At 61.4% G+C, this 25,415-nt stretch carries 33 protein-coding genes; 30 read left to right on the top strand and 3 right to left on the bottom strand.

Features of this window, described 5'->3' with window-relative positions:
• The first annotated feature begins 29 nt into the window (after positions 1-29).
• From ACRQFC_RS03630 to ACRQFC_RS03605, 6 genes are all read left to right on the top strand, one after another.
• Positions 30-3,917, top strand: coding sequence for a DNA-directed RNA polymerase subunit beta' (locus tag ACRQFC_RS03630; protein ID WP_087070534.1), 3,888 nt, complete (start codon positions 30-32; stop codon positions 3,915-3,917).
• A gap of 302 nt (positions 3,918-4,219) precedes the next feature.
• Entirely contained in the window at positions 4,220-4,594 is a 375-nt protein-coding gene (rpsL, locus tag ACRQFC_RS03625; RefSeq protein WP_016443111.1) for a 30S ribosomal protein S12, read from the top strand.
• Positions 4,594-5,064, top strand: coding sequence for a 30S ribosomal protein S7 (gene rpsG / locus ACRQFC_RS03620; protein ID WP_016443110.1), 471 nt, complete (start codon positions 4,594-4,596; stop codon positions 5,062-5,064). The genes rpsL and rpsG overlap by 1 nt, the downstream gene beginning before the upstream one ends.
• Before the next feature lie 42 nt (positions 5,065-5,106).
• Entirely contained in the window at positions 5,107-7,233 is a 2,127-nt protein-coding gene (gene fusA, locus ACRQFC_RS03615; RefSeq protein WP_026428289.1) for an elongation factor G, read from the top strand.
• A gap of 104 nt (positions 7,234-7,337) precedes the next feature.
• Entirely contained in the window at positions 7,338-8,528 is a 1,191-nt protein-coding gene (gene tuf / locus ACRQFC_RS03610; protein ID WP_087070535.1) for an elongation factor Tu, read from the top strand.
• 256 nt (positions 8,529-8,784) lie between these two features.
• Positions 8,785-9,498 (top strand): HAD family hydrolase, encoded by a 714-nt coding sequence (locus tag ACRQFC_RS03605; protein WP_159455007.1) that lies wholly within the window; start codon positions 8,785-8,787, stop codon positions 9,496-9,498.
• 23 nt (positions 9,499-9,521) lie between these two features.
• Here the strand turns inward: ACRQFC_RS03605 and ACRQFC_RS03600 are convergent, their stop codons facing one another.
• The 3 genes from ACRQFC_RS03600 to ACRQFC_RS03590 form a co-directional block, all read right to left on the bottom strand.
• Positions 9,522-10,622, bottom strand: a complete 1,101-nt coding sequence (locus ACRQFC_RS03600) for a zinc-binding dehydrogenase (RefSeq protein ID WP_087070537.1) — start codon at positions 10,620-10,622, stop codon at positions 9,522-9,524.
• Positions 10,623-10,624: 2 nt separating this feature from the next.
• Positions 10,625-12,049 (bottom strand): aldehyde dehydrogenase family protein, encoded by a 1,425-nt coding sequence (locus ACRQFC_RS03595; protein ID WP_087070538.1) that lies wholly within the window; start codon positions 12,047-12,049, stop codon positions 10,625-10,627.
• A gap of 84 nt (positions 12,050-12,133) precedes the next feature.
• On the bottom strand, positions 12,134-12,265 hold the full coding sequence (locus ACRQFC_RS03590; RefSeq protein ID WP_257960040.1) for a hypothetical protein: 132 nt from the start codon (positions 12,263-12,265) through the stop codon (positions 12,134-12,136).
• A 294-nt stretch (positions 12,266-12,559) separates the two neighbouring features.
• On the opposite strand from ACRQFC_RS03590, the gene rpsJ reads away from it, so the two are divergent.
• From rpsJ to map, 24 genes are all read left to right on the top strand, one after another.
• Positions 12,560-12,868 carry a 30S ribosomal protein S10 gene (gene rpsJ, locus ACRQFC_RS03585; protein WP_016443104.1) on the top strand — a complete coding sequence of 103 codons (309 nt, stop codon included), beginning with the start codon at positions 12,560-12,562 and terminating at the stop codon, positions 12,866-12,868.
• Positions 12,869-12,879: 11 nt separating this feature from the next.
• A complete protein-coding gene (gene rplC, locus ACRQFC_RS03580; protein WP_016443103.1) occupies positions 12,880-13,545 on the top strand; it encodes a 50S ribosomal protein L3 in 666 nt (221 codons plus the stop codon).
• Positions 13,546-13,547: 2 nt separating this feature from the next.
• On the top strand, positions 13,548-14,195 hold the full coding sequence (gene rplD, locus ACRQFC_RS03575) for a 50S ribosomal protein L4 (protein WP_087070539.1): 648 nt from the start codon (positions 13,548-13,550) through the stop codon (positions 14,193-14,195).
• The gene (gene rplW / locus ACRQFC_RS03570; RefSeq protein WP_016443101.1) at positions 14,195-14,506 is read left to right on the top strand and encodes a 50S ribosomal protein L23; all 312 of its coding nucleotides are present in this window, start codon (positions 14,195-14,197) and stop codon (positions 14,504-14,506) included. The genes rplD and rplW overlap by 1 nt, the downstream gene beginning before the upstream one ends.
• Before the next feature lie 33 nt (positions 14,507-14,539).
• A complete protein-coding gene (gene rplB, locus ACRQFC_RS03565; RefSeq protein ID WP_026428283.1) occupies positions 14,540-15,376 on the top strand; it encodes a 50S ribosomal protein L2 in 837 nt (278 codons plus the stop codon).
• Between the two features lie 14 nt (positions 15,377-15,390).
• Positions 15,391-15,672: a 30S ribosomal protein S19 gene (gene rpsS / locus ACRQFC_RS03560; RefSeq protein WP_026428282.1), complete on the top strand. Its 282-nt coding sequence runs from the start codon at positions 15,391-15,393 to the stop codon at positions 15,670-15,672.
• A 34-nt stretch (positions 15,673-15,706) separates the two neighbouring features.
• Positions 15,707-16,087 carry a 50S ribosomal protein L22 gene (gene rplV, locus ACRQFC_RS03555; protein ID WP_016443098.1) on the top strand — a complete coding sequence of 127 codons (381 nt, stop codon included), beginning with the start codon at positions 15,707-15,709 and terminating at the stop codon, positions 16,085-16,087.
• Positions 16,087-16,920 (top strand): 30S ribosomal protein S3, encoded by an 834-nt coding sequence (rpsC, locus tag ACRQFC_RS03550; RefSeq protein ID WP_026428280.1) that lies wholly within the window; start codon positions 16,087-16,089, stop codon positions 16,918-16,920. Before rplV ends, rpsC begins: the two co-directional genes overlap by 1 nt.
• A 3-nt stretch (positions 16,921-16,923) precedes the next feature.
• Positions 16,924-17,340, top strand: a complete 417-nt coding sequence (gene rplP, locus ACRQFC_RS03545) for a 50S ribosomal protein L16 (RefSeq protein ID WP_016443096.1) — start codon at positions 16,924-16,926, stop codon at positions 17,338-17,340.
• On the top strand, positions 17,340-17,567 hold the full coding sequence (gene rpmC / locus ACRQFC_RS03540) for a 50S ribosomal protein L29 (RefSeq protein WP_016443095.1): 228 nt from the start codon (positions 17,340-17,342) through the stop codon (positions 17,565-17,567). The genes rplP and rpmC overlap by 1 nt, the downstream gene beginning before the upstream one ends.
• An 11-nt stretch (positions 17,568-17,578) precedes the next feature.
• Positions 17,579-17,854 carry a 30S ribosomal protein S17 gene (rpsQ, locus tag ACRQFC_RS03535; protein ID WP_026428279.1) on the top strand — a complete coding sequence of 92 codons (276 nt, stop codon included), beginning with the start codon at positions 17,579-17,581 and terminating at the stop codon, positions 17,852-17,854.
• Between the two features lie 157 nt (positions 17,855-18,011).
• Positions 18,012-18,380 carry a 50S ribosomal protein L14 gene (gene rplN / locus ACRQFC_RS03530; RefSeq protein ID WP_016443093.1) on the top strand — a complete coding sequence of 123 codons (369 nt, stop codon included), beginning with the start codon at positions 18,012-18,014 and terminating at the stop codon, positions 18,378-18,380.
• The gene (gene rplX, locus ACRQFC_RS03525) at positions 18,380-18,721 is read left to right on the top strand and encodes a 50S ribosomal protein L24 (RefSeq protein WP_016443092.1); all 342 of its coding nucleotides are present in this window, start codon (positions 18,380-18,382) and stop codon (positions 18,719-18,721) included. Before rplN ends, rplX begins: the two co-directional genes overlap by 1 nt.
• Positions 18,718-19,269, top strand: coding sequence for a 50S ribosomal protein L5 (gene rplE / locus ACRQFC_RS03520; protein ID WP_016443091.1), 552 nt, complete (start codon positions 18,718-18,720; stop codon positions 19,267-19,269). Before rplX ends, rplE begins: the two co-directional genes overlap by 4 nt.
• A gap of 2 nt (positions 19,270-19,271) precedes the next feature.
• Positions 19,272-19,457: a type Z 30S ribosomal protein S14 gene (locus ACRQFC_RS03515; protein WP_016443090.1), complete on the top strand. Its 186-nt coding sequence runs from the start codon at positions 19,272-19,274 to the stop codon at positions 19,455-19,457.
• A 54-nt stretch (positions 19,458-19,511) separates the two neighbouring features.
• Complete coding sequence (gene rpsH / locus ACRQFC_RS03510) at positions 19,512-19,910, top strand: 30S ribosomal protein S8 (RefSeq protein WP_026428278.1); 399 nt, start codon at positions 19,512-19,514, stop codon at positions 19,908-19,910.
• An 18-nt stretch (positions 19,911-19,928) separates the two neighbouring features.
• Positions 19,929-20,465, top strand: coding sequence for a 50S ribosomal protein L6 (gene rplF / locus ACRQFC_RS03505; protein WP_026428277.1), 537 nt, complete (start codon positions 19,929-19,931; stop codon positions 20,463-20,465).
• Positions 20,465-20,836: a 50S ribosomal protein L18 gene (gene rplR / locus ACRQFC_RS03500; RefSeq protein WP_016443087.1), complete on the top strand. Its 372-nt coding sequence runs from the start codon at positions 20,465-20,467 to the stop codon at positions 20,834-20,836. Before rplF ends, rplR begins: the two co-directional genes overlap by 1 nt.
• A 23-nt stretch (positions 20,837-20,859) precedes the next feature.
• Positions 20,860-21,564, top strand: a complete 705-nt coding sequence (gene rpsE / locus ACRQFC_RS03495; RefSeq protein ID WP_026428276.1) for a 30S ribosomal protein S5 — start codon at positions 20,860-20,862, stop codon at positions 21,562-21,564.
• The gene (rpmD, locus tag ACRQFC_RS03490) at positions 21,564-21,746 is read left to right on the top strand and encodes a 50S ribosomal protein L30 (RefSeq protein ID WP_026428275.1); all 183 of its coding nucleotides are present in this window, start codon (positions 21,564-21,566) and stop codon (positions 21,744-21,746) included. The genes rpsE and rpmD overlap by 1 nt, the downstream gene beginning before the upstream one ends.
• On the top strand, positions 21,746-22,222 hold the full coding sequence (rplO, locus tag ACRQFC_RS03485; RefSeq protein ID WP_087070541.1) for a 50S ribosomal protein L15: 477 nt from the start codon (positions 21,746-21,748) through the stop codon (positions 22,220-22,222). The genes rpmD and rplO overlap by 1 nt, the downstream gene beginning before the upstream one ends.
• 300 nt (positions 22,223-22,522) lie before the next feature.
• Entirely contained in the window at positions 22,523-23,818 is a 1,296-nt protein-coding gene (gene secY / locus ACRQFC_RS03480) for a preprotein translocase subunit SecY (RefSeq protein ID WP_026428273.1), read from the top strand.
• A 71-nt stretch (positions 23,819-23,889) separates the two neighbouring features.
• Complete coding sequence (locus ACRQFC_RS03475) at positions 23,890-24,465, top strand: adenylate kinase (RefSeq protein WP_026428272.1); 576 nt, start codon at positions 23,890-23,892, stop codon at positions 24,463-24,465.
• Positions 24,466-24,473: 8 nt separating this feature from the next.
• Entirely contained in the window at positions 24,474-25,298 is an 825-nt protein-coding gene (map, locus tag ACRQFC_RS03470) for a type I methionyl aminopeptidase (RefSeq protein WP_087070542.1), read from the top strand.
• Positions 25,299-25,415: the final 117 nt, after the last annotated feature.

The following is a 25,415-nucleotide window of genomic DNA, read 5'->3' as shown; positions in this document are numbered from 1 at the left end:
AGTGGCGCACAACATCGGAAGTAGGAATCTTGCTCGACGTTAATCGTTTTGACCAGCTCCACATTGGTCTGGCAACCTCGGATGATATCCGTGCCTGGTCGCACGGTGAGGTGAAGAAGCCGGAAACTATCAACTACCGCACCCTCAAGCCGGAAAAGGACGGCCTGTTCGGCGAACAGATCTTCGGGCCCACCCGCGATTGGGAATGTGCCTGCGGTAAGTACAAGCGGCCGCGGTTCAAGGGCATCGTCTGCGAACGCTGCGGCGTGGAAGTCACCCGCTCGAAGGTGCGGCGCGAACGGATGGGCCATATTGAGCTCGCCGCTCCCGTCACCCATATTTGGTACTTCAAGGGCGTGCCCTCGCGCCTGGGCTACCTCCTGGACGTAGCCCCCAAGGACCTCGAAAAGGTCATCTACTTCGCCGCCTATATGGTGACCGAAGTTGATGAAGAAGCCCGCCGCGCAGATATGCCCACCCTCCAGTCCGAATACGAACTGGAGCGCCGCGCCCTGGAAAAGAACCGGGATGTTGCCCTCGAAAGCCGCCAGCAGGAGCTCGAAAAGGAGCTCGCGCAGGCCGAAGAAGATGGCGCGACCGATTCCCAGAAGCAGAAGATCAAGCGCGCGGCCGATAACGACCTCGCCAAGATCCGCAAGAATACGGATCGCGAACTCGAGCGCCTGGAAACCATGTGGGATCGCTTCACCAAGCTCAAGGTGGGGGATCTGGAAGGCGATGAAGACCTCTACCGCGAAATGGACGCGCACTACGGCGACTACTTCAAGGCCGCCCGCGGTGCGGAAGCGATCCAGGCCCGGCTGCGTTCCTTCGATCTGCAGGCCGAACATGACCGCCTCGTGGAGGTCATCGAATCGGGTACCGCCCAGCGCAAGGCTCGCGCCCTCAAGCGCATCAAGGTGGTCAACGCCTTCCTGCACTCGGATACCAAGCCCGAATCGATGGTGCTTGATGCCCTCCCGGTGATCCCGCCGGACCTGCGCCCCATGGTGCAGCTGGACGGTGGCCGCTTCGCGACCTCCGATCTCAACGACCTCTACCGCCGCGTGATCAACCGGAATAACCGCCTCAAGCGCATGCTGGACCTGGGCGCCCCGGAGATCATGGTCAATAACGAAAAGCGCATGCTCCAGGAATCCGTGGACGCGCTCTTCGATAACGGCCGGCGCGGGCGCCCGGTGCAGGGCGCGGGCAACCGCCCCCTCAAGTCGCTCTCCGATATGCTCAAGGGCAAGCAGGGCCGCTTCCGCCAGAACCTCCTGGGTAAGCGCGTGGACTACTCGGGCCGCTCCGTGATCGTGGTGGGCCCGACCATGAAGCTGCACCAGTGCGGGCTGCCGCGTGTGATGGCCCTCGAACTGTTCAAGCCCTTCGTGCAAAAGCGCCTGGTGGACCTGGAAATCGCCAAGAATATCAAGGCGTCCAAGCGTTTCATCGACCGCCAGCGCCCCGAAGTATGGGACGTTCTCGAAGAGGTTATGCGCGAGCACCCGGTGCTCCTCAACCGCGCACCTACCCTGCACCGCCTGGGCATTCAGGCTTTCGAGCCGCTCATGATTGAAGGCAAGGCGATCCGCCTGCACCCGCTGGTGTGCTCCGCCTTCAACGCGGACTTCGACGGCGACCAGATGGCCGTGCACCTCCCGCTTTCCGTGGAAGCCCAGGCCGAGGCGCGCATCCTCATGCTCTCCTCGAATAACATCCTCAAGCCCTCCGACGGGCGCCCCGTGACCATGCCTTCGCAGGACATGGTGATCGGGCTGTTCTACCTGACATCTCAGGTCGACGGCGCCACCGGGGAAGGCCGCTACTTCACCTCCATTGATGAAGCGCAGATGGCCTATGACATGGGCAGTCTTGACCTCAATGCGAAGGTGAAGATTCGTTTCGAAGCGGACGTTGTTCCCCCGCGCGGCTGGAAGGCCCCGGAGAACTTCGAAGAAGGCGACCGGCTGCTGCTGGAAACCACCCTGGGCCGCGCGATCTTTAATGATTCGCTCCCGGTGGACTTCCCCTACGTCAATGAGACCGTCGATAAGAAGGTGCTCGGCGGGATCGTCAATCGCCTGGCCGAACGCTACGAGAAGGTCTACGTGGCCGCCTCGCTGGACGCCCTGAAATCAGCTGGTTTCTACTGGGCCGGGCGCAGCGGCGCCACCATTGCGGTATCGGACGTCGTCGTACCCGAATCGAAGCCGGAAATTCTGGCGGAAGCCGAAAAGAAGGCCGCGGTTATCGAAAACCAGTTCCTCACCGGCCGTATCGAGGACGAGGATCGCCGCCGCGACCTCGTGGACCTCTGGTCGGAAGTGACGGACGCGATTGCCGTGGAGATGCGCGAAAACTTCACCGCGGATAACACCGTGAACCGAATGGTGTCCTCCGGGGCGCGCGGTAACTGGGAACAGGTCCGCCAGATCGCGGGTATGCGCGGCCTGGTGGCCGACCCGAAGGGCGCGATTATTCCCCGCCCGATTACCTCGAATTACCGCGAGGGCCTCTCGGTTTTGGAATACTTCGTGGCGACCCACGGCGCCCGCAAGGGCCTGGCGGATACCGCCTTGCGTACCGCCGATTCCGGGTACCTTACCCGCCGCCTCGTGGACGTGGCGCAGGATGTTATCGTGCGCGAATCCGATTGCGGGACCAGCCGCGGCCTGACCAAGACCATCGCGGAGAAGGGCGCCGACGGCACCCTCATTCCCGATCCGCAGCTGGATACTTCCGTGTACGCTCGCACCCTCGCGAAGGACGTTGTATCCGAGGATGGCGAAGTGCTGGCGGCTGCCGGAACCGATCTGGGCGATGCGATTATCGAGCATCTCATTGAGAATGGCGTGACCCAGGTTTCGGTGCGTTCCGTGCTGACCTGCCAGTCGCGCACCGGTACCTGCGCCAAGTGCTACGGCCGCTCCATGGCCACCGGCAAGCTCGTGGATATCGGCGAAGCGGTGGGTATCGTGGCCGCCCAGTCCATTGGTGAACCGGGTACCCAGCTGACGATGCGTACCTTCCACACCGGTGGTTCGGCCTCCGCGGACGACATCACCCAGGGTCTTCCCCGTGTGCAGGAACTCTTCGAAGCCCGTACCCCGAAGGGCGAGGCCCCGATCGCGGAAGCGGCCGGCATCCTCCAGATCGAGGATGGGGAGCGCGTACGTCGCCTCATTATTCAGCGCGACGACGCCGAAGAGGACCTTGTCTACCAGGTCTCCAAGCGAGCCAAGCTCTTCGTTCCCGAAGGCGGCCACGTCAATGTTGGTCAGCAGCTCGTGGAAGGTAGCGTGGACCCCAAGAAGGTGCTGCGTATTTCCGGGCGCCGGGTGGCTCAGGAACATATCGTTTCCGAAGTGCAGGCGGTGTACCGCTCCCAGGGCGTGGAAATCCACGACAAGCACATCGAGGTCATCGTGCGCCAGATGCTGCGCCGCATTACCGTGCTGGAAGCGGGAACCACGAAGCTGCTCCCGGGCGAACTCGTGGATGTGGCGCGCTTTGAAGATGAGAACCGCGCGGCGATGGCCGAAGGTGGCAAGCCCGCCTCCGGGCGCCCCGAGCTCATGGGTATTACCAAGGCCTCCCTGGCCACGGATTCCTGGCTCTCGGCGGCCTCCTTCCAGGAGACCACCCGCGTCCTCACCGAGGCTGCACTCAATTCCAAGTCCGATCCGCTCGAGGGCCTGAAGGAAAACGTTATCCTTGGTAAGCTCATCCCGGCCGGTACCGGCCTGGAGACGATGCGCTCGGCCAAGATCGAACCGACTGCCGAAGCTCGGGTGGAGTTCGAAAAGAACAATGGCTTTGCCGCCACCGATTTCGACATGTTCGATGACACCTTCCCGTATACCGACTTCCAAGAGTTCGATCTCGGAGCCGGCTACGGAATGTTCTCCTAAATAAGTTCCCCGGTAGCGGGGGAGTTCCCAGCGGGGCGGCCACGGTGTGGCCGCCCCGCTGCGGCGTCGTCGTAAAAAGAAACGCGGCGCAGAAAAACGGCCCGGGTGGGCCCGCAGCCCGTGTGTTTCCTAACACCTCAGCCCGCGAAGCTTTGACGGCTCCTCGCATTAACCGCTATTCTTGTTTAGGTTGCCTGTTTGCGGGTCTGTTGTGGCGGCCCTCGGCCGTCCCGTAATGAGCGGTGTGCGTTCGGGCAGATTTGGCAAACGTTATAATATTCATCTGTCTATCAGGAGAAGTAGTGCCTACAATTCAGCAGCTGGTCCGCGAGGGCCGCGCGAAGAAGAAGCGCGCTCCTAAGCGCCCGGCGCTTAAGGGGAGCCCCCAGCGTCGTGGGGTGTGCACCCGCGTGTTCACCACCACCCCCAAGAAACCGAACTCTGCGCTCCGTAAGGTTGCCCGTGTTCGCTTGTCCTCCGGCATCGAAGTGACGGCGTACATTCCCGGTGAAGGTCACAACCTGCAGGAACACTCCATTGTCCTCGTTCGCGGCGGTGGCGTGAAGGACCTCCCCGGTGTGCGGTACAAGATCGTCCGCGGCGCCCTTGACACCCAGGGCGTGAAGAGCCGCAACCAGGCTCGTTCCCGTTACGGCGCCAAGAAGGAGAAGAAGTAATGCCTCGTAAGGGTCCGGTTAAGAAGCGTCCGCTGGTTAGCGATCCGGTTTACAATTCCCAGCTGGTGACCCAGCTGGTCAACCGCGTGCTCGTGGATGGCAAGAAGTCCCTGGCGCAGTCCATCGTCTACGGTGCGATGGAAGGCGTGGCGGAAAAGTCCGGGCAGGATGCCCTGGCGGTTCTCAAGCGCGCTATGGATAACATTCGTCCGCAGCTGGAAGTGCGTTCCCGCCGTGTTGGTGGCGCCACCTACCAGGTGCCGGTGGAAGTCAAGGCTGGCCGTTCCACGGCCCTCGGCCTGCGCTGGCTGGTGGAATTCGCGCGCCAGCGCCGCGAAAACACCATGACGGAACGTCTCCTCAACGAAATCCTCGATGCCTCCAACGGCCTTGGTGGTGCTGTGAAGCGCCGCGAGGATACCCACCGCATGGCGGAAGCCAATAAGGCCTTCGCCCACTACCGCTGGTAATCACCAGGGTTATCTGACCCGCGATATAGAAGAGAGCGAAAAGTGGCACAAGAAGTGCTTACGGACCTTTCCAAGGTTCGCAATATCGGCATCATGGCGCACATCGATGCCGGCAAAACAACGACCACCGAACGCATCCTGCTCTACACCGGCATCAACCACAAGCTGGGTGAAACCCATGACGGCGCCTCGACGACCGACTGGATGGAACAGGAAAAGGAACGCGGCATTACGATTACGTCTGCCGCTGTGACCGCGTTCTGGAAGGGTACGCAGTTCAATATCATCGACACCCCCGGCCACGTTGATTTCACCGTGGAAGTGGAGCGGTCCCTGCGCGTGCTGGACGGCGCCATCGCGGTGTTCGACGGTAAGGAAGGCGTGGAGCCGCAGTCGGAAACCGTGTGGCGTCAGGCTGATAAGTACCATGTGCCGCGTATTTGCCTCATCAACAAGATGGATAAGTTGGGGGCTAACTTCGACTTCTCCGTCCAGACCATTCGGGACCGCCTCGGCGCCCACCCGACTGTCATCACCTTCCCGATCGGCGCGGAGAATGACTTCTCCGGCGTGGTGGATGTCCTCAAGATGAAGGCCATCCGCTTCCCCGAAAAGGACGCCCAGGGTAATGACACCTGGGGCGCCGTGGTGGTGGAAGAGGATATCCCCGCGGAACTGCAGGCCAAGGCCGAAGAACTGCGTATGGCCGCCATGGAAGATGCCGCCGAAGCCTCCGATGAACTCATGGAGAAGTACCTCGAGGACGGCGAGCTGAGCACCGAGGATATGATCAAGGGTCTGCGTATCCGCACCATCGCCTCGGAAATCTACCCCGTGTACGCCGGTTCGGCTTACAAGAACAAGGGTATTCAGCCCGCGCTGGACGGCGTGGTGAACTTCCTGCCCGCCCCGATTGACGTTCCCGCTATCAAGGGCTTCAAGCCGGGTCACGAAGAAGACGGCGAAACCGAAGAACGCCACCCGAGCGAGAACGAACCGTTCTCCGCGCTGGCCTTCAAGATTGCGGTGCACCCCTTCTACGGCAAGCTCACCTACATCCGCGTGTACTCCGGTAAGGTTTCGGCCGGCACCCAGGTGCTCAACTCGGTCAAGGGCCGCAAGGAGCGCGTGGGCAAGATGTTCCAGATGCACTCCAATAAGGAAAACCCTGTTGAAGAAGCGCATGCCGGGCATATTTACGCGTTCATTGGGCTGAAGGATACCACCACCGGTGATACCCTCTGCGCCCAGGACGCCCCGATTATTCTTGAGTCCATGTCCTTCCCGGAGCCCGTGATTCACGTGGCGATTGAGCCGAAGTCGAAGGGTGACCAAGAAAAGCTTTCCGTGGCTATTCAGAAGCTCGCGGAAGAGGATCCGACCTTCACGGTTCGTCAGGATGAGGAAACCGGCCAGACCGTTATCGGCGGTATGGGCGAACTCCACCTCGATATCCTCGTCGACCGTATGAAGCGTGAGTTCAAGGTTGATGCGAACGTCGGTGCTCCGATGGTTGCCTACCGCGAGACGATCCGCAAGAAGGTCGATAGCGTCGAATACACCCATAAGAAGCAGACGGGTGGTTCGGGCCAGTTCGCGCGTGTCATCGTCACGTTTGAGCCGCTTGACTCCAACGAAGACGGCGATACTTACGAATTTGTCAACGCCGTGACCGGTGGTCGCGTTCCGCGTGAATACATCCCGTCTGTTGATCAGGGTATCCAGGAAGCCATGCAGAATGGTGTCCTCGCCGGGTTCCCGGTGGTGGGCGTCAAGGCCACCCTGGAAGACGGCGCTTATCACGACGTCGACTCCTCGGAGCTGGCGTTCAAGATCGCGGGTAACCAGGTGTTCAAGGAAGGCGCACGCCGCGCCAACCCGGTGCTCCTGGAGCCCATCATGGACGTGGAAGTCCGCACCCCGGAAGAGTACATGGGCGACGTTATCGGCGACCTGAACTCCCGGCGCGGTATGATCAAGTCCATGGAGGATGCGACGGGCGTCAAGATCGTGCGCGCCAACGTGCCGCTGAGCGAAATGTTCGGCTACGTTGGTGACCTGCGGTCGAAGACCCAGGGGCGCGCGGTGTATTCCATGCAGATGGATTCCTACGCCGAAGTCCCGAAGGCCGTTGCGGAACAGATCATCGCGGAATCTCGTGGTGAATAGTCGCCGGTTTCGTTTACAATAGGTAACTGTTCGGAACAGACCGGATTATGCGCGAGCATCATCCACATAGCTGTAAGTAATTTCTAGAGTCCCAGGAGGGCCCAGTGGCGAAGGCCAAGTACGATAAGTCCAAGCCGCATATGAACATTGGCACCATCGGTCACGTCGATCACGGAAAGACGACCACGACCGCTGCTATCACCAAGGTTCTGTCGGATAAGTACCCGGATCTGAACGAGTACACCCCGTTCGATCAGGTTGACAACGCTCCCGAAGAGCGCCAGCGCGGTATTACCATCAACGTGTCCCACGTGGAATACCAGACCGAGAAGCGTCACTACGCACACGTTGACGCCCCCGGCCACGCGGACTACATCAAGAACATGATCACCGGTGCGGCCCAGATGGACGGCGCGATCCTCGTGGTTGCGGCGACCGACGGCCCGATGGCCCAGACCCGCGAGCACGTGCTGCTCGCCCGTCAGGTTGGCGTGCCCCAGATCATCGTTGCTCTCAACAAGTCCGATATGGTTGACGACGAAGAGCTGCTCGAACTCGTGGAAATGGAAGTTCGTGAACTTCTGTCCTCCCAGGAGTACCCGGGCGATGACCTCCCGGTCGTGAAGATCTCCGCTCTCAAGGCGCTGGAAGGCGATCCGAAGTGGGTTGCTTCCATCGAAGAGCTCATGGACCAGGTGGACAACTACTTCGAGGATCCGGTGCGTGACACCGATAAGCCGTTCCTCATGCCGATTGAGGACGTCTTCACCATTACCGGTCGTGGCACCGTGGTCACCGGCCGTGTGGAGCGCGGTATCCTCAACCTCAACGAGGAAGTGGAAATTCTCGGTATCCGCGATACCCAGAAGACCACCGTCACCGGTATCGAAATGTTCCACAAGCAGATGGACTACGCCGAAGCCGGCGAAAACTGCGGTCTGCTGCTCCGCGGTACCAAGCGTGAAGATGTTGAGCGCGGCCAGGTTGTGGCCAAGCCCGGCACCATCACCCCGCACACCCAGTTCGAAGCTCAGGTCTACGTGCTGAAGAAGGAAGAAGGCGGCCGTCACAACCCGTTCTTCTCCAACTACCGCCCGCAGTTCTACTTCCGCACCACGGACGTCACCGGCGTCATCACGCTGCCCGAAGGCACCGAGATGGTTATGCCCGGCGACAACACCGAGATGTCGGTTGAGCTCATCCAGCCCATCGCCATGGAAGAAGGCCTCGGCTTCGCTATTCGCGAGGGCGGCCACACCGTTGGTTCAGGGCGCGTCACCAAGATCATCAAGTAACTTTGATGCATCTGGGCGCAGCTACCCGGTCACCGGGTAACTGAGCAAAACGTCCGCCGCGAGGCGGGAAGGGACCCTAGCACTGCGCTAGGGTCCCTTTGTTATGCGTGGGTGTTATGGGCGCCGTACGGTGCGCCGTTACGCTTGATGCTTGCGTGCCGTACAGGTGCGCCGCTGCGCGATGCGCAACCGCGCGGGGATGCTTGCGCGCCGTCGTATATTTGCACGACGACGCAGAACTTGGCAGAGTGGCGCTATGGCTCTTGAGGACGTGTATAAGAAAATCGGGTTTCCCGGTGATATGGCGGGCAGCGTTGCCCCGGCAGCAGGAAACGCAGCCCCGGCAGCGGTGGGTGCTGCAGGCTCGGCGGGATCTGTCGCTCCGGCCGCGGTACTCTGGGATATGGACGGCACCCTGGTGGATTCTGAAGAGGAATGGGCCCGGGTATCTGGAAATGTGGTGCGTTCCCACGGTGGAATCTGGACCGATGAGGATGTGCTGGCGATCCGCGGTGCGGATACGATTGCGCACGGGCGGCGCATGATGGCCGCGGTACGCCGCGGCGGGGGAGAAGTGGACCCCTGGAAAATGTTTGCTGAGGTGCTAAGGGCCATGGCCGATCATATGGCCGATGCGGAACTTATTGACGGGGCGGCTGAGCTCCTCGATGCTTTCTCCGCGGCCGGCATCCCGCAGGCACTTGTTACGGCCACCCCGGGCCGCCCGGTGGAAATCTTCCTGGCCGGGCCGGGAAGCAGGCTGGAGGCGGCGGTTACCGGGGATGATGACGTCCCCGGTAAACCGAATCCCGCCCCGTACCTCCTGGGTGCGCAGCGCCTTGGCGTTCCTATTGAGAGCTGCCTCGCTTTCGAGGATTCCGGGCCGGGGCTGGCCGCGGCCCGCAATGCCGGCGCTTTCACCGTGGATGTGGGGGAGTTCCCCCTGGCTGAACTCGCGGCTTTGCTCTAGCACGCCGCCGCGCGGCCCACCCGCTAGAAGGACGTGATAACCACGCGCCCAATCCCGGCGTGATGATCCACCATCGCCTTATAGGTGGCGTCGATATCATCAAGGGCAATTTCCGTGGCGACAAGGTCATCCAGGTGGAGGCGGCCCTGCTGGTAGAACTCCACGTACTGGGGAATATCGGTCTTAATATCGGTATTCCCCATGTACACCGCGTGGATATGGCGCCGGTGCACGAAGAATTCGTTGAGCGGATTAATGGTCCACTCCATCTCCGGCTTGAAGACCCCGGCTACGTACACGTCCCCACCCTGGCGGGTGGCGGCGATGGCCGTCTCCATCGTGGGCACGATGCCGAGAGCCTCGAAGGACTTATCCACCCCGCGCCCCTCGGTCGCGGCGAAGATCTGCTCGATAACATCCCGGTCGCCCGCGTTCACGAAGTGGGTCATCCCGAATTTCTTTCCGAATTCTTCCTTCTCCGGGTTGGTATCCACCCCGATAATCCGGCTGGCCCCGGCAATGCGGGCGCCGTTGACGATGCTCAGGCCCACTCCGCCCAAGCCCACCACCGCCACGGTGTCACCGGGGCGTACCCGCGCGGTATTGAGAGCCGCGCCCGCGCCAGTAATGACCGCGCAGCCGATCACGCAGGCCTGCGGGAAAGGCATGTCCGGGTTGATCTTCGCGATCTGGTGTTCGTGCACGAGCGCCTGCTCCGCAAAGCCGGCAATGCCGTAGGTTTGGAAAATCGGTTCGCCTTTCCGGCTCAGCCGCGGGGCTTCGTCTGGGCCGCGTAGTGTTTCCTCCGGGAATTCGCATTCGTACATGCGTGATTCGCGGCAGGCCCGGCAGTGTCCGCAATACTGGATGAGGGAGGCAACCACGTGGTCACCCACCTTGATTTCCTTCACGTCCGGGCCTACGGCAGTAACCACGCCGGCGGCTTCGTGCCCGAGCACCTGCGGGAAGGGGAAACCGAAATTGGTGGTGGAGAGCGTGAGATCCGAGCGGCACAGGCCGGAAGCCTTGACGTCGAAAAGTACCTCGCGCCCGATGGGTTCGGCAATTTCGATATCTTCGATGGTGAACCCACCGCCCACAGAATTGACTACTGCTGCTTTCATGCTTACTCCTTTCCTGAAAGCGAGGAGAGGAACTCCGCCGCGGAGATTCCCTCCGGGAGAAGAATCGACTGGATATTGGCGAATTCGCGTACCCCTTCGTAGCCCATCTCGCGCCCGAAACCGGAGCGCTTGACACCGCCGAAAGGCATGCCGGCGGGAACAGCGGGAACCGGGGAGTTAATAGCAACGGTGCCGGTATCTACCCGGGCGGCAACGCGCGCGGCATGCGCAACGTCTACCGAATGAACCGTTCCGCCCAGCCCGTAGCACGAATCATTAGCCAGTCGGATTGCTTCTTCTTCCGAGGATACCCGGTACACGCTCCAGACCGGCCCGAAAATCTCCTCGTAGAAGAGGGGGTTATCCCGCTCCACGTTTTCGAGCAGGGTGGGCTGCACCCAGGTATCTCCCTCGGGAACGATATGGCCCAGGGGAGTGGCGCTCGCCCCGCCTTCGATAGCCCGCCGAATCTGATCATTGACCGTGGCGGCCTGCTCGCGGGACGACATGGGCGGCACGGTGGTGTCTTCTGCTGCCGGGTCCCCGGGCCGCAGCTGCGCGGTGCTCTCCTTGAGGCCGGTAACGAAACGGTCATAGAGCGCATCGGGAACGATCATGCGTTTGGGGGAGGCGCATACCTGGCCGGCATTGAAGCAGCGTCCCATAATTGCCAGCTGGATGGTGGCCTCAATATCGGCGTCGTCCAAAACAATAAAGGGATCGGAACCACCCAGTTCCATCACGGATTTCTTCAGGTGCCGGGACGCGAGCTGCGCGATTTTCGCTCCCGCAGCTTCTGAGCCGGTGAGCGTAACAATGCGTACCCGGTCGTCGCTGATGAGCCGCTCCACCTGCGCGTGGGTGGCGTAGAGATTTTGCCATACCCCGCGCGGCAGCCCGGCATCGTAGAGCACCTGGACAATCGCTGCGGCGCATTGCGGCAAAATCGACGCGTGCTTGAGGATAACCGTGTTGCCGCAGAGCATTGCGGGCGCGAAACCGCGAATGGCCTGGTAGTACGGGAAGTTCCACGGTTCAATTTCGACGACGACGCCCTCCGGGCGATAGTCAATATAGCCTTCAAAAGGTGCGGCGGTGGAGCTGACAGGGCGCGGAGCTAAAATATTTTCCGCTTCATCAGCGAGCCAACGCAGCATTGTTGGAACGGTGCCGCCGGCTTCCCCGGTGGCTTCCCCAATGAGTTTGCCCATTTCCAGGGTGGCCAGCGCCCCGAGTTCGCTCGCGCGTTCTTCCGCGATATCCGCGGCGCGGCGCAAAATAGCGGCGCGTTCGGCGATGGAGGTGCGGCTCCACGTCTGGAATGTTTCGTGGGCCAGCTCGAGGGCCTTATCCACCTCGGCATCGGTGGCATAGGGGAACTCGGCGAGCACCTCACCGGTATAGGGATTTGTTGATCGATAGGACATCTTTGTCTACCTCCTCGGTATGGTGGATGATCACCCGCCCGCAGCATCCGCGCTGCTAAGCGATGTAGATCACTTAAGGCCATGCTAGGTGGTGGCGGCATCCGGGGCAAGGGTGGGGCGACGGCGCCGCTGGCGGCCCGCGTGGCCGAGAGTCCGGGAGGCTGCGGCGTCGTCGTACCGCGACGTGAAGCGCTTCACCGCAACCGTTTCTTGCACGAAACGCGGCCTTTCGGTAAAATTTTTACCCGTGCCGGCAGGCCTTCGGGCTCGCTGGGAATGAGAAACGGCGCACGTTCGCCGTGAAAGTCTTGAAAGTACGCCGAAGTTTTTGGCATACTTAACAAGTTGCTCGGATTACGAGCGAAGGAACTTAATCGGTTACCCAACGCCGATTATCGTATAAAGGGTTCTCCGTAACCTCACATAGGGCATGGCTACTAGATTTACCTCCGGTACGACACGCCCGAGTGCGGGTACCGGGCACCGAAGCTAAAGAGAGGTAGACGCGCCATGGCGGGACAGAAGATCCGCATTCGGCTGAAGTCATATGACCACGAGGTCATTGATAGCGCGGCCAAGAAGCTCGTCGATGAAGTTGCGCGTACCGGCGCGACCGTGGTGGGACCCGTCCCGCTGCCGACGGAAAAAAACGTTTTTTGCGTTATCCGCTCGCCCCACAAGTACAAGGACTCCCGCGATCACTTTGAGATGCGCACACACAAGCGCCTTATTGACATCGTGGATCCCACCCTGAAGACGATTGACAGCCTGCGCCGTCTCGATCTTCCGGCTGACGTCAACGTGGAAATCAAGCTCTGAGGTAATACGCAATGAACTCCAAGCAAGCTGTTGCCAGCAAGCCCGTGAAGGCGTTGCTGGGCACGAAGCTGGGGATGACCCAGCTCTGGGATGAGGACGGGCGCCTCCTTCCCATTACCGTTGTGCGCGTGGGCACCAATGTGGTGACCCAGGTTCGCACCCCCGAGGTTGACGGCTATTCCGCCGTGCAGCTCGCCTCGGGCGATGAAAAGACGAAGAACGTCACCAAGCCGCTCCAGGGCCACTTCGCTAAGGCCGGTGTTACGCCGCGCAAGAAGCTGGCGGAAATCCGCACCCCCGATGCCAGTGAATACACGCTCGGGCAGGAACTGACCGCGGATATCTTCGAAGCCGGTCAGTCCGTTGACGTTATCGGTACCTCCCGCGGTAAGGGCTTCGCCGGTGTGATGAAGCGTCACGGCTTCGCCGGTGTGTCGGCCTCCCACGGTGCGCACCGCAACCACCGCAAGCCCGGTTCCATCGGCGCCTGCGCCACCCCCTCGCGCGTCTTCAAGGGTCTGCGCATGGCTGGTCGCATGGGTCAGGACCGTGTCACGGTGCAGAATCTGTCCATCCACTCCGTTGACCTCGAGAACGGCCTGTTGCTCGTGGTTGGCGCCATCCCCGGTGCAAAGGGTGGCTCGGTTGTGGTCCGCACGTCCGTGAAGGGAGCCTAACAATGGCAGACTTCAAGATTGACGTTCTCGATGAAACCGGCAAGGTGACCTCGCAGGCCACCCTCCCGGCTCAGCTCTTTGATCTCGACTTCAATATGGCGCTGGTCCACCAGGTCGTTAACGCGCAGCAAGCTGCCGCTCGCCTCGGTACCCACGCCACGAAGACCCGCGGTCAGGTGTCCGGCGGCGGCAAGAAGCCGTGGCGCCAGAAGGGGACCGGCCGGGCCCGCCAGGGTTCGATCCGCGCTCCGCAGTGGGTCGGTGGCGGCGTTGTCCACGGCCCGCAGCCGCGTGACTACTCGCAGCGCACCCCCAAGAAGATGATCGCGGCCGCGCTGCTGCAGTCCCTTTCGGACCGGGCTCGCCACGAGCGTATTCACGCCGTGACCGCTTTTGTTGCCGATGAGACCCCGTCCACCAAGGCGGCGCGTACGCTCATCGAGAAGATGAACGAGGGGCGCAAGGCGCTCGTCGTGGTCCAGCGTGAAGATGACGCCTCGGTGCTCTCCGTGCGCAACCTCCCGCAGATCCACGTCCTCTACGTTGATCAGCTCAATAGCTACGACGTTCTTGCTGCTGACGACGTTATCTTCACCGAAGCCGCGCTCGGCGCGTTCGTGGAGAAGAACACCAAGAAGGATGAGAAGTAATGACTGAGAACGGTAACTTCTGGAATAAGAACCCGCACGATGTCATCCTCGCCCCGGTGATGTCGGAGAAGAGCGCGCTGCTCGAAGAACAGGGTAAGTACACCTTCTTCGTTGATCCGCGTTCGAATAAGACCGAAATCAAGCAGGCCGTCGAAGCGATTTTTGGCGTCAAGGTTGCCTCCGTCAATACGCAGAACCGCCAGGGCAAGACCCGGCGTACGCGCAACGGCATCGGGCGGCGCAAGAATACCAAGCGGGCCATCGTCACCTTGCGTGAAGGCTCCATCGACATCTACGGCGAAATCGTCTAATAGGCGATTCGAGGAACTGAGGAATAAGAACTCATGGGAATTCGTAAGTACAAGCCGACGACCCCGGGTCGTCGCGGTGCGAGCGTTGCCGACTTCGCCGAGATCACTCGTTCGACCCCGGAGAAGTCCCTCGTTCGTCCCCTGAAGAAGACCGGTGGGCGTAACAACCAGGGACGCATCACCACCCGTCACAAGGGCGGTGGGCACAAGCGCCAGTACCGTCTCATCGACTTCCGTCGCTGGGATAAGGACGGCGTGCCGGCCAAGGTTGCGCACATTGAATACGATCCGAACCGCACCGCGCGCATTGCGCTGCTTCACTTCGTTGATGGCGAGAAGCGTTACATCGTTGCTCCCCGCGGCGTGAAGCAGGGCGATCTCATCGAAACCGGTCCGAATGCGGATATCAAGCCCGGCAACAACCTGCCGCTGCGCAATATCCCGCTCGGTACCACGGTGCACAATGTGGAACTCAAGCCGCTGGGCGGGGCCAAGATCGCCCGCAGCGCCGGCGCTTCCGTGCAGTTGGTTGCCCGCGAAGGCAAGTACGCGCAGCTGCGTATGCCCTCCGGTGAAATCCGTAACGTGGACGTGCGTTGCCGCGCCACCGTCGGTGAAGTCGGCAATGCCGAGCAGGCGAATATCAACTGGGGTAAGGCCGGCCGTATGCGCTGGAAGGGCGTGCGCCCGACCGTCCGCGGTGTTGTGATGAACCCGGTGGACCACCCGCACGGTGGTGGTGAAGGTAAGACGTCCGGTGGGCGCCATCCCGTTAGCCCGTGGGGCAAGAAGGAAGGCCGTACCCGCCGTCCGAACAAGGCCAGCGACAAGCTCATCGTGCGCCGTCGCAAGACCGGCAAGAAGCGCTGAGGAAGGATTAGCTGATGCCCCGCAGTTTGAAGAAGGGTCCGTTCGTCGACGAGCACCTCTACAAGAAGGTCGACGAGCAGAACGAGAAGAACACCAAGAACGTAATCAAGACCTGGTCGCGTCGGTCGGTTATCACCCCCGATTTCCTGGGTCACACCTTTGCAGTGCACGATGGACGCAAGCATGTGCCGGTATTCATTACCGAATCCATGGTTGGCCACAAGCTCGGGGAGTTCGCCCCGACCCGCACCTTCCGCGGGCACGACAAGGACGACCGAAAGGGCCGCCGGCGCTAAGCCGGGGCCTCGAGCGAGAGAGTAAGGCAGAACTATGGAAGCAAAGGCGCAGGCGCGCTTCGTGCGCGTGTCGCCCATGAAGGCCCGTCGTGTCGTGGACACCATCCGCGGCCGGCGCGCCCTGGACGCTATTGACGTACTGCAGTTCGCACCGTTTGCGGCCGCCACTCCGGTTCGTAAGATCGTGGAGTCGGCCATCGCCAACGCGCGCTACGCCGCCGAGCAGGCGGGGGAGCGCTTCGATGAGTCCGAGCTGTTCATTGGCGAAATTTACGCCGATGAAGGCCCGACGATGAAGCGTATCCAGCCGCGTGCCCAGGGCCGGGCGAACCGCATCAACAAGCGGACGAGTCACATCACCGTTATCGTTACCGACGAGAAGCCCAAGACCAAGAACCAGAGGAGGGCCCGCTAGTGGGACAGAAAGTCAACCCTATTGGGTTCCGTCTCGGCATCACGACCGACCACCGCTCCAAGTGGTTCGCTGATTCCACCAAGAAGGGGCAGCGCTACTCGGACTACGTCCTCGAAGATGTCAAAATCCGTGACATGATCGAAAAGACGCTCGAGCGCGCCGGGATTTCCAGCGTGCACATCGAGCGCCGCGCCGAGCGCGTGGTTGTGGATATCCACACCGCTCGCCCCGGCATCGTCATTGGCCGGCGCGGTGCGGAAGCTGATCGCCTCCGCGCTGATCTGGAGAAGCTGACCGGTAAGGCCGTGCAGCTCAATATTCTCGAAGTGAAGAACCCGGAAGCTGACGCCCAGCTCGTGGCGCAGGGTATCGCGGAACAGCTCGCCTCGCGCGTGTCCTTCCGCCGCGCCATGCGCAAGGGTATCCAGTCCGCCGAGCGCGCCGGTGCCAAGGGCATCCGCGTGCAGTGCTCGGGCCGTCTGGGTGGCGCCGAAATGTCGCGTAGCGAGTTCTACCGCGAAGGGCGCGTGCCGCTGCACACCCTGCGCGCGAATATCAACTACGGTTTCTACGAAGCGCGTACCACCTTCGGCCGCATCGGCGTGAAGGTGTGGATCTACCGCGGTGATCTGACCGACGCTGAGTACTACCGCAGCCTCGCGGAAGCTCCGCGCGGTGGGCGCGGGGGCCGTTCGGATCGTCGCGGTCGCCGCGGCGCCGGTCGCGGTCGCGGTGGCCAGCGTGGGGAAGCCCGCAGCGAACAGGCTCAGAGCCCGGCGGCCGGAGCCGAAGCTCCGGTGGCCGCGCCGGAATCAACCGGAACGGAGGCATAACTCATGCTGATTCCTCGTCGTACTAAATGGCGCAAGCAGCACCGTCCGCACCGTAAGGGTATGGCCAAGGGCGGAACTCAGCTGGCTTTCGGTGAATACGGCATCCAGGCGCTCGAGCCGGCCTACATCACCAATCGTCAAATTGAAGCAGCCCGTATTGCCATGACGCGTCACGTCAAGCGTGGCGGTAAGATCTGGATCAATATCTTCCCGGATCGCCCGCTCACCAAGAAGCCGCTCGGCGTGCGTATGGGTTCGGGTAAGGGCCCGGTGGAAACCTGGGTTGCCAATATCAAGCCCGGCCGGGTCATGTTCGAAATGGCCGGCGTGGATGAGGCTCTCGCCCGTGAGGCCATGAGCCGCGCCCAGCACAAGCTGCCCATCAAGACCCGCTTTATCACCCGTGAGGAGGTTGAGTAATGGCTAAGGGACTGACCACCGCGGAACTCGACGCGATGACCGACGCGGAGCTTCTCGAGAAGCTTGCCGAGTCGAAGAAGGAACTGTTCAACCTCCGCTTCTCGGCGGTGACTCACCGCCTGGAGGACAGTGGCCGCCTGCGGGAAGTTCGTCGCGAGATTGCTCGCATTTACACCATTAAGAGCGAGCGGGAGAAGAACATTCGAACCGCTCCGGCCGCTCAGTAAGTGAGGATGAGATGAGCGAGAACGCAAGCACCGAAACACGTAATCATCGCAAGTCGCTGCGCGGCTACGTGGTCTCCGACAAAATGGACAAGACCGTTGTTGTTGAAGTTGAAGATCGCGTAAAGCACCCGCTATACGGTAAAGTTATTACCCGCACCAAGCGAGTGAAGGCGCACGACGAAAATAACGAAGTTCGCGTAGGCGATTTGGTTTCCATTATGGAAACCCGCCCGCTCTCCGCGACCAAGCACTTCCGGGTCGTTACGATCATCGAGAAGGCGAAGTAGTTAGGGCTTTCCTAGCTTGAGCGAATGTGACCGGCCTGAACGCAGGCGGCCCTCGCATGTGGGCCAAAGGCGTTTGGGCCGGCGCAGTTCGCGCGAACCCATTCGTTCGGCAAGGCTCGAATCCGAGAACCGGCACGACAATAGGAGATAGAAACACATGATCCAGCAGGAGACGCGGCTTAGCGTCGCCGATAACACCGGTGCCAAGGAACTTTTGTGCATCCGCGTGCTCGGCGGCTCCGGCCGGCGCTACGCCGGAATTGGTGACACCATCGTCGCCACCGTCAAGGATGCTATTCCGGGCGGAAACGTAAAGAAGGGCGACGTCGTCAAGGCGGTCGTCGTCCGTGCAGTTAAGGAAACGCGCCGCAAGGACGGGTCCTACATCAAGTTCGACGAAAACGCAGCCGTGCTGTTGAAGAACGACGGCGAACCCCGCGGCACCCGTATCTTCGGGCCCGTTGGGCGTGAGCTTCGCGACGCGAAGTTCATGCGCATCATTTCGCTGGCTCCGGAGGTGATCTAATGGCGAAGATTAAGAAGGATGATCTCGTCCAAGTTATCGCCGGGCGCGATAAGGGTATGCAGGGGCGCGTGCTTTCCGTTGATACCAAGCGTGATCGCGTCATCGTGGAAGGCGTCCAGCGCGTGAAGAAGCACGTGCGTGTGGGGCAGACCTCGCGGGGCGGCACCACCGGCGGTATTGAAACCGTTGAAGCACCGATTCACATTTCGAACGTTGCCCTCGTTCACGATGGCAAGCCGATTCGCGTGGGCTACCGCGAGGTAGAGGTGGAGCGCGACGGCAAGAAGAAGATTGTCCGTGAGCGCATCGGACGCCGCGGCGGGAAGGAAATCGAACTGTGAGCGATACCCCCCGTCTCAAGGTGAAGTACCGGGAACACATCATCCCGGAACTCCAGGAAGAATTTAAGTACGTCAATGTCAACCAGGTTCCCAAGATCGTCAAGGTCGTGGTGAATATGGGCGTGGGTGATGCTGCGCGTGACTCCAAGGTACTCGACGGCGCCGTCGCCGATATGACGGCGATTACCGGCCAGAAGCCGATGATCACCAAGGCCAAGAAGTCCATCGCGCAGTTTAAGCTGCGTGAAGGCCAGGCCATCGGGTGCTTCGTCACCATCCGCGGTGACCGCATGTGGGAATTCCTCGACCGGCTTATTTCCACCGCGCTGCCGCGTATCCGCGACTTCCGCGGCCTTTCGCCCAAGCAGTTTGACGGCAACGGGAACTACACCTTCGGTCTGACCGAACAGACCGTGTTCCACGAGATCGACCAGGACAAGATTGATCGCGTGCGCGGTATGGACATCACCGTGGTGACCTCTGCCGGGAGCGACGACGAAGGGCGCGCTCTTCTCAAGCATCTCGGATTCCCCTTCAAGGAGGCCTAAATATGGCAAAGACCGCTCTGAAGCAAAAGGCCGCCGGTAAGCAGAAGTTCGCCGTTCGTGCGTACACCCGTTGCAACCGGTGCGGCCGTCCGCATTCCGTTTACCGCAAGTTCGGCCTGTGCCGTATTTGCCTGCGTGAGTTGGCCCTGCGCGGCGAACTCCCCGGTGTTAAGAAGTCCAGCTGGTAAAGACTACGTCGCAGGTCCATCGGAAACCGCGACGAGGAAGGGCCACAGCCCAAAATGACAATGACTGACCCAATCGCAGACATGCTGACGCGTCTGCGTAACGCCAATTCGGCGTTCCATGAGTCGGTGTCTATGCCGTACTCCAAGATTAAGTCCCATATTGCGGACATCTTGAAGCGCGAAGGCTACATCGACTCCTACGAGGTGGAGAGTGCCCAGGTGGGCAAGACTCTCACCCTCACGTTGAAGTACGGATCGAACCGTGAGCGCGCCCTTGCTGGCGTCCGGCGCATCTCCAAGCCGGGCCTGCGCGTTTACGCGAAGTCCACGAACCTGCCGCGCGTTCTTGACGGCCTGGGTGTGGCTATTTTGTCCACCTCCTCCGGCCTCATGACGGACCGCGAGGCCAAGGATAAGGGCGTTGGCGGGGAAGTCCTCGCTTACGTCTGGTAATGGGAAGTAGGTGCAATAATGTCTCGAATTGGTAGGCTTCCCATCGCTATCCCCGGCGGCGTCGACGTGTCGGTTTCCGGCCAGGACGTCACCGTCAAGGGCCCCAAAGGTCAGCTCGCGCTCTCCGTGGCCGAGCCGATCGCGGTGAATGTTGATGACAATACGGTTCTGGTGACCCGGCCCAATGACGAGCGCGAATCGCGTTCGCTGCACGGCCTGACCCGCACCCTCGTCGCGAATATGATCGAGGGCGTCACCAACGGGTACACCAAGGCGATGGAAATCGTCGGAACCGGTTACCGCGTGGTCGCCAAGGGTTCTGATCTCGAATTCTCGCTGGGCTACTCCCACACGATTCTTTTCGAAGCTCCCGAGGGTATCACCTTTACGGTGACGACCCCGACCAAGTTCACGGTCTCGGGTATCGATAAGCAGCTCGTGGGTGAAACCGCAGCGAAGATTCGCAAGCTTCGTAAGCCCGAACCCTACAAGGGCAAGGGTGTCAAGTACGCGGACGAAGTTATTCGTCGCAAGGCTGGAAAGGCTGGTAAGTGATGGCTGTTACCATCAAGGGCAAGGGCAAGTACATCGCTCGTGCGCGCCGCCACTTCCGGTTGCGCAAGCGTATTTCCGGTACCGCCGCGCGGCCGCGTCTCGTGGTTTCGCGTTCCAACCGCCATATTTACGCCCAGGTTATCGACGACGTCGTGGGCCGCACTCTCGCGGCCGCCTCGTCCTACGAGGCTGACCTGCGCGAAGCGGAGGGTACCAAGACAGAAATCGCGCGGAAGGTCGGCGAACGCGTCGGTCAGCGCGCCAAGGACGCTGGGATCAGCGCCGTGGTCTTCGACCGCGGTGGCAACCAGTACCACGGTCGCGTTGCAGCTGTCGCCGAAGGTGCGCGCGAAGCAGGACTCGATTTCTAACGGCTGAGGAAAGGCAGAGGAAAATGGCTGCAGAGCAGCAGGATCCGGCCCAGAACGGCCGGGAAAATCGCAACGAAGGTCGTCGCGGCCGCCGCGACAACCGTCGTGAGAACCGCCGTGACAACCGTCGCGGTGAAGAAAAGAACGCTTATATCGAGCGCGTGGTGACCATTAACCGCGTTGCGAAGACGGTCAAGGGTGGCCGCCGGATGTCCTTCACCGCCCTCGTGGTGGTGGGCGACGGCAACGGCCTCGTGGGTGTCGGCTACGGCAAGGCCCGCGAAGTTCCCGCCGCTATCGCCAAGGGTACCGAGGAAGCGAAGAAGAACTTCTTCCGCATCCCGCGTATCGCGCGGACCATCCCGCACGTGGTGCAGGGCGAAGACGCCGCCGGCGTTGTGCTGCTGCGCCCGGCCGCTCCCGGTACCGGCGTTATCGCCGGCGGCCCGGTGCGCGCCATTATGGAGTGCGCGGGTATTCACGATGTGCTCTCCAAGTCGCTCGGTTCCTCGAACGCGATCAATATCGTGCACGCCACCGTGGCTGCCCTCAAGCAGCTTGAGCAGCCCGAAGCGGTTGCCGCCCGGCGTGGGCTCCCCATCGAGCGCGTCGTTCCCGAAGCTATGCTGCGGGCCCGCGCCGAAGCGGAAGCCAAGGAACGCGAGATCGAAGAGGCCGAAGCCGCCAAGGCGGAAAATGAGGCCGCGGCCGCGGGAGTTGGTGCGTAATGGCAAATCTTAAGATCACCCAGGTGAAGGGTGTTGTTGGTGCGATCCAGCGCCAGAAGGACACCCTGCGCACGCTCGGTCTGCGCAAGATCGGTCAGTCCGTTGTGCGCGAGGATACCCCCGAGGTGAAGGGCATGGTTCGCGCCGTGGCTCACCTCGTTACGGTGGAGGAGGTTGACTAATGGCGGAAGCAGAAAAGGATTCCATCATTAAGCTGCACGACCTGCGTCCGGCTCCCGGTTCGAACAAGGCGAAGATTCGCGTTGGTCGCGGTGAAGGATCCAAGGGTAAGACGTCCGGTCGCGGTACCAAGGGTACCCGGGCACGTAATACCGTGCGTCCCGGCTTCGAAGGTGGCCAGATGCCGCTGCATATGCGCCTTCCGAAGCTGCGCGGTTTCAAGAACCCGTTCCGGGTCGAATACCAGGTCATTAACGTTTCGGCGCTCGGCGAGCTCTTCCCCGAAGGTGGGAAGGTGACCTCGGCGGATCTCGTCGCCAAGGGCGCGGTTCGCAAGAACTCCCCGGTCAAGGTTCTCGGAACCGGTGAGATTTCCGTCAAGCTCGACGTCGAAGTGGAAGCGTGGTCGAATTCGGCTAAGGAAAAGATCGAGGCTGCCGGGGGTTCTATCTCCGCGCCGCAGGTCGAATCCAAGTAATACGCGCTGGCCGCACGGCCACCGTTTGACTGAGCACTCACCCACACTCTGTGGATGAACAGTGCGAAATTTGCTCGTCCCCGCTATTATGGCGGGGGCGAGCTTTTTTCTGGGCGCAGGCAGCCCTGCTGAAGTATTGCTTTGCTGCGGAAAGATTGCTTTCAGTGGCGAATAAGCAGCGTGGCCGGTGCGCCGTCGTACGTACTTTCCCAGAAAATACGCTTGTCCCCATTTCCGTCACCCGACGGTTCTCGACGATAACGGACTGCCCCGCGCGATCCGTCACCATCAGGAGGAATCTTGATTAAGGCTTTCGCAGCTGCTTTCCGCACCCCGGATCTGCGCCGCAAGTTGCTTTTCACCATGATGATTATGGTGATTTACCGCTTGGGCAGCTTCATCCCGGCTCCGTTCGTGAGCCTGAGTAATATTCGGGAGTGCACCACGCAGCAGTCGGGCGCGCAGGATCTCATCGATATGCTCAACCTGTTCTCAGGTGGCGCGATGATGCAGCTCTCCGTTTTCGCCCTCGGAATCATGCCCTATATTACGGCCTCGATTATTGTGCAGCTGCTGCGCGTGGTGATCCCGCGCTTCCAGGAACTGCATAAGCAGGGGCAGTCGGGTACCGCGAAGCTGACGGAATACACCCGCTACCTCACCATCGGGCTGGGCCTGCTCCAGTCCTCGGTTGTGGTGGCCACCGCGAACTTCACGCTTTTCGCCGGCTGCAAAGAACCGGTGATCCCGAATGCCACCTGGTGGACCTACACCATGACCATCCTCGCCATGACGGCCGGCACCGGCCTCATCATGTGGATGGCCGAACTCATCACCGAACGCGGGGTGGGTAACGGTATGTCCATCCTCATCTTCACGGGTATTTGCGCCGGCTTCCCCTCGATGATGGGTCAGATCTACGCCGGGCACGGCATCGGTACCCTCCTCATCGTGATCGTGGTCTTCGCGCTCATCACCCTGGTTGTTACCTTCGTGGAGCAGTCCCAGCGCCGCATTCCGGTCCAGTACGCCAAGCGTGTGATCGGCCGGCGCACCTACGGCGGGTCCACCACCTACCTGCCCATCAAGATCAATATGGCGAACGTTATCCCGGTGATCTTCGCTTCCTCGATCCTCATGCTCCCCACCATGATTTCCACCTTCGGGAATCAGAACTCTTCGTGGGTGATCTGGATCCAGCGCAATTTCCAGCACAATGGCTGGGCCTATATCCTCACCTACGCGCTTCTCACCTTCGCCTTCACCTTCTTCTACACCTCCATCGCCTTCGATACAGACGAAGTGGCGGACAATATGAAGAAGTACGGCGGCTTCATTCCGAATGTGCGCGCCGGCAAACCCACCGCGGATTACCTCCACTTTGTTTCGAATCGCCTCACCTGGGTGGGCGCCACCTACCTCACCATCGTGGCCCTCATCCCGCTGCTGCTCTTCAGCGCGCTCGGCATCGTACAGTCCGGTTTCGGCGGTACCTCCATCATGATTCTGGTGGGTGTGGGCCTCCAGACCGTCAAGGACATCAACGCCCAGCTCCAGCAGCGCCACTACGAAGGCTTCCTCGGCGGTATCCGCTAACGCGGCCTCGCCCCTTCTTTCAGGCGGGGCGCGCGGGCGCTCCGCATCGATAACACAGAAAGGTGCCACTCATGTCAGTACGTTTGATTTTGGTTGGCCCCCCGGGCGCGGGCAAAGGCACCCAGGCGGCCGGTATCGCGCAGCGCTACGGTATCCCGGCGATTTCCACCGGTGACCTGTTCCGCGCGCACGCCAAGGCCCAGGATGAACTCGGGCGCCTGGCGGCCTCCTATTCGGAAAAGGGCGAGCTGGTTCCTGATTCCGTCACCAACCAGATGGTGGAGGAGCGCCTGGGCGAAGCCGATGCGGCCGCCGGTTTCCTCCTGGATGGCTACCCTCGCAACCTCGACCAGGTGAGCGCCCTGGATGCCATGCTCGGTGAGAAGAACGTGGACGCCGTGGTGGAATTGCAGGCCGACGACGACGTGGTGGTCCAGCGCCTCCTCGGGCGCGCCCTCGAGCAGGGCCGTGCCGATGATACCGAGGATGTTATCCGCCACCGCATCGAGGTGTACCACGCCACCACCAAGCCGATTATCGACGCCTACGCCAGCCGCGGGCTCGTGGTCTCCGTCAATGGCCTGGGTACCGTGGAGGAAGTCGCGGCCGCGATTGATAGCGCGCTGCGCGATTTCCTGGGCCGGTAGGCGCACCGATGATTAATCTTCGCAGCGAGGCGGATATCCTGGGCATGCGCCAGGCCGCGCTCGTGGTGCGCGCGATTCACGATGACTTGCGCGCCCACGTGAAAGCCGGAATGTCGACGGCGCAGCTCGACCAGCGCGCCAAGGCCGTCTTGGAGGCACACGGGGCCGTCTCGAATTTTTACGGGTATTACGATTACCCGGCCCAGACCTGCATCTCGGTGAATAACACCGTGGTGCACGGTATCCCCAGCGAAGAGGAAATCCTGGAGCCGGGAGACTTGGTCTCCTTCGACTGCGGGGCGCTCCTCAACGGCTGGAATGGGGATTCCTGTTTCTCCATTGTTCTTCCGGGTGGGGATGAGAAGCAGATGGCCGCCCGCCAGCGGCTCTCCGATATTACGGAAGAATCCATGTGGGTGGGTATCGCCGCGATGGCCACCGGAAAATTTGTATCCGATATCGGGGCGGCTATCGACGATTTCGTGGTAGCCCAAGATCCCGAACCGGGCATCGTGGAAGAATTCACCGGGCACGGCATCGGGCGGGCCATGCACGAAGACCCCACGGTCTTCAACTACCGCACCCGCGGGCGCGGGCCCCGGCTCAAGGCCGGCATGGTGCTGTGCATCGAACCGATTCTTACCGCAGGCTCCCAGGAGAATATCACCCTGGCCGATGGCTGGACGGTTAAAACCGCGGACGGCCAGGATGCCTGCCATTGGGAAAGCCAAATCGCCAAGCACGCCGGAGGTATCTGGGTGCTCAACGAGCCCGATGGGGGAGCGGCCCGCCTCGCTAAGTACGGCGTGGTGCCGGTACCCCTCGGGGACTAAGCCGCGCCGTCGTACTGAAGGTGTGCGGTTCTGGGCTAAGGGCCTGCGCGCCGCAGCTGCGCCGTCGTACTAAAAGTGCACCGCGCACAACCGTTCCCCGCGCAATTCTCGCACTAC

It is taken from the genome of Actinotignum inguinis (genome assembly GCF_051265835.1).
GTDB classification, from domain to species: Bacteria; Actinomycetota; Actinomycetes; order Actinomycetales; family Actinomycetaceae; genus Actinotignum; species Actinotignum timonense.
The sequence above is the reverse complement of the archived record's forward strand: the minus strand, read 5'-3'. Positions and strand labels throughout refer to the sequence as shown.

What these genes read in the sequence shown, in the direction of transcription:
- rpsG (WP_016443110.1), top strand. Translation starts at nt 4,594, where the DNA reads ATGCCTCGTAAGGGTCCGGTTAAGAAGCGTCCGCTGGTTAGCGATCCG.
- ACRQFC_RS03605 (WP_159455007.1), top strand. Translation starts at nt 8,785, where the DNA reads ATGGCTCTTGAGGACGTGTATAAGAAAATCGGGTTTCCCGGTGATATG.
- ACRQFC_RS03600 (WP_087070537.1), bottom strand. Translation starts at nt 10,622, where the DNA reads ATGAAAGCAGCAGTAGTCAATTCTGTGGGCGGTGGGTTCACCATCGAA.
- ACRQFC_RS03595 (WP_087070538.1), bottom strand. Translation starts at nt 12,049, where the DNA reads ATGTCCTATCGATCAACAAATCCCTATACCGGTGAGGTGCTCGCCGAG.
- rpsJ (WP_016443104.1), top strand. Translation starts at nt 12,560, where the DNA reads ATGGCGGGACAGAAGATCCGCATTCGGCTGAAGTCATATGACCACGAG.
- rplC (WP_016443103.1), top strand. Translation starts at nt 12,880, where the DNA reads ATGAACTCCAAGCAAGCTGTTGCCAGCAAGCCCGTGAAGGCGTTGCTG.
- rplD (WP_087070539.1), top strand. Translation starts at nt 13,548, where the DNA reads ATGGCAGACTTCAAGATTGACGTTCTCGATGAAACCGGCAAGGTGACC.
- rplW (WP_016443101.1), top strand. Translation starts at nt 14,195, where the DNA reads ATGACTGAGAACGGTAACTTCTGGAATAAGAACCCGCACGATGTCATC.
- rplB (WP_026428283.1), top strand. Translation starts at nt 14,540, where the DNA reads ATGGGAATTCGTAAGTACAAGCCGACGACCCCGGGTCGTCGCGGTGCG.
- rpsS (WP_026428282.1), top strand. Translation starts at nt 15,391, where the DNA reads ATGCCCCGCAGTTTGAAGAAGGGTCCGTTCGTCGACGAGCACCTCTAC.
- rplV (WP_016443098.1), top strand. Translation starts at nt 15,707, where the DNA reads ATGGAAGCAAAGGCGCAGGCGCGCTTCGTGCGCGTGTCGCCCATGAAG.
- rplP (WP_016443096.1), top strand. Translation starts at nt 16,924, where the DNA reads ATGCTGATTCCTCGTCGTACTAAATGGCGCAAGCAGCACCGTCCGCAC.
- rpmC (WP_016443095.1), top strand. Translation starts at nt 17,340, where the DNA reads ATGGCTAAGGGACTGACCACCGCGGAACTCGACGCGATGACCGACGCG.
- rpsQ (WP_026428279.1), top strand. Translation starts at nt 17,579, where the DNA reads ATGAGCGAGAACGCAAGCACCGAAACACGTAATCATCGCAAGTCGCTG.
- rplN (WP_016443093.1), top strand. Translation starts at nt 18,012, where the DNA reads ATGATCCAGCAGGAGACGCGGCTTAGCGTCGCCGATAACACCGGTGCC.
- rplX (WP_016443092.1), top strand. Translation starts at nt 18,380, where the DNA reads ATGGCGAAGATTAAGAAGGATGATCTCGTCCAAGTTATCGCCGGGCGC.
- ACRQFC_RS03515 (WP_016443090.1), top strand. Translation starts at nt 19,272, where the DNA reads ATGGCAAAGACCGCTCTGAAGCAAAAGGCCGCCGGTAAGCAGAAGTTC.
- rpsH (WP_026428278.1), top strand. Translation starts at nt 19,512, where the DNA reads ATGACAATGACTGACCCAATCGCAGACATGCTGACGCGTCTGCGTAAC.
- rplF (WP_026428277.1), top strand. Translation starts at nt 19,929, where the DNA reads ATGTCTCGAATTGGTAGGCTTCCCATCGCTATCCCCGGCGGCGTCGAC.
- rplR (WP_016443087.1), top strand. Translation starts at nt 20,465, where the DNA reads ATGGCTGTTACCATCAAGGGCAAGGGCAAGTACATCGCTCGTGCGCGC.
- rpsE (WP_026428276.1), top strand. Translation starts at nt 20,860, where the DNA reads ATGGCTGCAGAGCAGCAGGATCCGGCCCAGAACGGCCGGGAAAATCGC.
- rpmD (WP_026428275.1), top strand. Translation starts at nt 21,564, where the DNA reads ATGGCAAATCTTAAGATCACCCAGGTGAAGGGTGTTGTTGGTGCGATC.
- rplO (WP_087070541.1), top strand. Translation starts at nt 21,746, where the DNA reads ATGGCGGAAGCAGAAAAGGATTCCATCATTAAGCTGCACGACCTGCGT.
- ACRQFC_RS03475 (WP_026428272.1), top strand. Translation starts at nt 23,890, where the DNA reads ATGTCAGTACGTTTGATTTTGGTTGGCCCCCCGGGCGCGGGCAAAGGC.
- map (WP_087070542.1), top strand. Translation starts at nt 24,474, where the DNA reads ATGATTAATCTTCGCAGCGAGGCGGATATCCTGGGCATGCGCCAGGCC.